At 42.7% G+C, this 3,722-nt stretch carries 5 protein-coding genes; all 5 read left to right on the forward strand.

Annotation, left to right across the window (positions count from 1 at the left end; all coding sequences use genetic code 11):
* A partial coding sequence (locus tag ACFIM6_RS09425) for a phage tail protein (RefSeq protein WP_375612616.1) occupies positions 1-707 on the forward strand: 707 nt, incomplete at its 5' end.
* 9 nt (positions 708-716) lie between these two features.
* The gene (locus tag ACFIM6_RS09430; RefSeq protein ID WP_375612617.1) at positions 717-968 is read left to right on the forward strand and encodes a hypothetical protein; all 252 of its coding nucleotides are present in this window, start codon (positions 717-719) and stop codon (positions 966-968) included.
* A gap of 17 nt (positions 969-985) precedes the next feature.
* A complete protein-coding gene (locus tag ACFIM6_RS09435; protein ID WP_375612618.1) occupies positions 986-2,695 on the forward strand; it encodes an alanine-zipper protein in 1,710 nt (569 codons plus the stop codon).
* 13 nt (positions 2,696-2,708) lie between these two features.
* Positions 2,709-3,374 (forward strand): lysozyme, encoded by a 666-nt coding sequence (locus tag ACFIM6_RS09440; protein ID WP_375612619.1) that lies wholly within the window; start codon positions 2,709-2,711, stop codon positions 3,372-3,374.
* Positions 3,371-3,598, forward strand: a complete 228-nt coding sequence (locus ACFIM6_RS09445; protein WP_375612620.1) for a hypothetical protein — start codon at positions 3,371-3,373, stop codon at positions 3,596-3,598. Before ACFIM6_RS09440 ends, ACFIM6_RS09445 begins: the two co-directional genes overlap by 4 nt.
* The last annotated feature ends 124 nt before the right edge of the window (positions 3,599-3,722 follow it).

Below are 3,722 nucleotides of genomic sequence, written 5' to 3' on the forward strand. Positions count from 1 at the left end.
GTGGTATAAATATTGGTACGACAACAATAAACATGAATAATATAGGAGCAAAGCCACTCTATAAAGCCACCAGCACGGGAATAGTATCATTGACAGGTGGTGAGTTACAAACAAATGGTATTTATGAAATAGTCTATAATGATGGCGTATCAACAAAAGGTCTTGATGGCTGGTATCTTTTAAACCCTACCCCCATTCCACCACCGAAGGTCGAAACCTTTCCTTGTGGTTTTATTGCGACCTTTGCTATGCAAGAAGTCCCAAACGGCTGGCTTTTATGTGATGGCGCTACTTATGAACGCAAAGATTATCCGCAATTATTCAAGGCGATAGGGGATAAATGGGGAAAAAACAGCGATACAACCTTTAAAGTTCCAGACTTTAGAGGAGTGTTTTTGCGCGGCTTTGATAATGGTCGCGGTTTAGACAGAAGTAGACAATTTGCCGATATACAGCAAGATTGCCTTAAATCGCATACACATGCTTGTACCATTGAAGAGGCAGGTCAACATACGCATAAGCATGATTATTCTATGGTTACAAGAGTTGGTCAAATAGGTGGCAGAAATCCTGCTTTTGGTAATTCATATTATACAAAAGATACACAACCTGCTGGAGTGCACACGCATAAGGTAATGATTTCTTCAACGGGCGAGGCAGAAACACGCCCTGTTAATGTACCGGTTGTTTATGCCATAAAATCGTGAGTTTTTCAAATGATCAATAATCCGTCTGCTATTGATGATATTGCGGACGCGGAGCAAATCCGCGTCCTTTTTTATGCAAGCAATCGAATGGTTCATGCACCCTTAAATAAGGTACTTGATCTTGTCAAAAGCGACATACAGCATGATCTTTTAAGCGCTTTGGCAGAATATAAAGAAGCGACAGATAAACGCATAGAGATCATGCAAAAACTGATTGATGAATTGCAGTCCTCTCTCTCACACAACAAGACAACGAACTGATTAAGGAATGAAACGCGATGCCATTACCCTATCACACACATATATTTAAGCTTGAACCAGCAACAAAAGAAGAAGTCAAAGAAGGTGTTTTAGATAGTAAGGCTCTTGCACCTGTTTCAGTGGGGAGTGCAGCAGCTTATGAGGTAGAATATTTTGCAACCGCTGCTCAAGGAAAAAAGGCTGATGATGCTATTGCAAAGAGAGATATTGGAGCTCTTGCTTACAAAAATAAGGTCACAATTTGTGATATTGAAGCAAGTGGTGAAGCGCATGAGAATGCGATTTTATCAGGCGCTGGCTGGGTAAAAATATCGCCTTTAGGGATTGGCGATATGAAGGCTGCTACATATGATCCCGACAATGTGGGGGCAAATACATTTTCTATGGAAAATATGCACGAGGGTCCTACCAAAAAGATCTTAACCATAGAGGAAAGATCAAAGCTACGATGGTTGAGTTCTACGCAGCCAACGATGGAAAAATGGCGGAGGGGAGATGAAGGTGTTTATTATCCCATATCTCCGGTAGATCTCAAAAATACCATTCGTTATTTTGTAGGCTCAAAGTCTTTTGGTATGTCAAAATCAGTTTATGATCCAGATAAAATAGAAAAAGATGTATTTGATATGGAGAATATGAAGGAAGGGAAAAAGCATCTTATCTTAACTCCTCCAGAACGTGCACAGATTGCAAAAATTGATAAAGTTGAAGATGTTGCACAACAAGGGATTCATGTTGCAAGTGAAGCGAAGAACGTTGCAGATAGTGCATTAAGAACAGCAAATGATGCAAAAGCTTATGCAGTAGATGCAAAAAAAACGGCTGAGACAGCACAAAAAACGGGAGACAGTGCAAAAGCTGAGGCAAATATTGCGCAAACAGCAGCCGATAAAGCGCAAGATACAGCACATAGTGTACAGAAAAAAGTTGATCTCATTCAACCTCTTGCCAAACAAGACTGGATTGATGGCACAAAAACAGTGGATGCACTTATCTCACCAGCCAAACTGATGGCTTCAATCAAAGCAAATAGTAGCAATAGCAGCGGCGCTGGTAGCGGCAACAATGATGGCGGGGTTAGAAAACCTGTTGAAATTCTGATGACAGAAAGCGGAGATATTCCATTGCCTGATGGTATTACTGCTGACACCGATATCGAAGTATGGGCTTGGGGCGGTGGAGGTGGTGGCGTTAAGGATGGCGGCGGCGGCGGCGGTCAATGTGTGCATGTTAAAATGAAAGGTTCTGATTTAGATAAATTAAAAACAGCTTACATTGGTCGTGGTGGTAAAGGTAATGACAGTAACATTTTGTGCAATGGTGGTAGAACAATGATCAAAGGGCTTGTTACAGCAGAAGGAGGATATTCCGTTTCCATGACTCTCGTTAACTTTGGAGGGAAAGGCGGCGATGGAGGAGGAAACAGGGAGGGCAGCAGTGGTGAAAGCTTTATTTTTTCTGGTGGTAATGGTGGAGGGAGTGGAATAGACGGCAAGAGAGCTGGTACTGGTGGAAGTTCTTTTCTTGGCGGCGGCGGCGGCGGTGGCGGTAAATGTAAGGGTTCTATCATGGGGCAGGGTGGTGAGAGTTACAAAGGTGGTAACGGTGGTAGAGGTGGTAAAGAATGTGGCGGCGGCGGCGGTGGATATTTTGATGGGAAACACGGAAGCGACAAAATTGGCGGCGACGGCGGTGATGGAGCAGTACTCATAAAGGTATATTTATAAGGTGAATTGAACAATGGCACGGAAAATAAGTAAAGACTGTTTATACTGTTTAAAAAAGTGGGAAGGTTTGCGCTTGCAGGCTTATCAAGATGCTTCTGGCATATGGACGATTGGTTATGGTCATACGAAAAAAGCCGGTCAACCAACAGTTGTTGAGGGTATGGTGATTACAGAAAAAAAAGCTGAAAACATGCTTTTAGCAGATTTGCGGCAATATGAGAGGGCGGTAGAAAAAGCAGTTTGTGTGAATTTAAGCGACGAGCAGTTCGGCGCTCTTGTTTCCTTTTGTTATAATGTGGGTATTGCAGCTTTCCAAAACTCTACATTGCTTAAAAGGCTTAATCGGGGGGATTATGAAGCGGTACCAACCGAATTGCAGAAATGGACCAAAGCGGGAGGCAAACGTTTACAAGGTCTCGTACACCGGCGTGTAGCAGAGGCAGGGCTATGGGCGAAAGGGGCTTATGTTTCTTCTAATTATCAAACAGTAGAAACGAAACAACCAACAGGGTTTCTCAAAGCAGAAGCATTGGCACCGATTATTGGTTCTTTCTCAGGTCTTGGTGGGTTTTTAGCGGGCAATGGACCAATCCAATGGGCTTTAGCCGCCATTATGGTTTTAGCGGCATGTACTGGCATTTTCTTTGTTGCTAAACGCTTTCAGGAGCACCGCCTATGATCTTATGGATGAAAAGAAACTTGATGGTAACAGGTGCGGCTTTAGCCGCTTTTTTTATTGCCTTAGCAAAAGCTTTTACTCTTGGGAAAAAAGTAGAGCAACAAAAGCAAACAGAAAAAGCTTTAAAAGCAGCCACAACACGGCTTGAGGTGGAAAGTGAAGTTAATCAAAAAAGTGATGCTGATATGCGTGCTGCTCTCTCTCACTGGTTGCGCGACAAATAAATATGCTTCTTCTTGTGTTGGTTGGTTACCTATTTATTTAAGCCGGCAAGATCTGAACGCCATCAGTTCCAATTTAGCAAGAGAGATCTTAAAGCACAATAATCTAGGTGAACGCTTGTGTGGG

It is taken from the genome of Bartonella sp. AA9NXGY, from assembly GCF_042196845.1.
Taxonomy (GTDB): Bacteria; Pseudomonadota; Alphaproteobacteria; order Rhizobiales; family Rhizobiaceae; genus Bartonella.

Coding starts and splice junctions, on each gene's coding strand:
- ACFIM6_RS09430 (WP_375612617.1), top strand. CDS start 717: ATGATCAATAATCCGTCTGCTATTGATGATATTGCGGACGCGGAGCAA.
- ACFIM6_RS09435 (WP_375612618.1), top strand. CDS start 986: ATGCCATTACCCTATCACACACATATATTTAAGCTTGAACCAGCAACA.
- ACFIM6_RS09440 (WP_375612619.1), top strand. CDS start 2,709: ATGGCACGGAAAATAAGTAAAGACTGTTTATACTGTTTAAAAAAGTGG.
- ACFIM6_RS09445 (WP_375612620.1), top strand. CDS start 3,371: ATGATCTTATGGATGAAAAGAAACTTGATGGTAACAGGTGCGGCTTTA.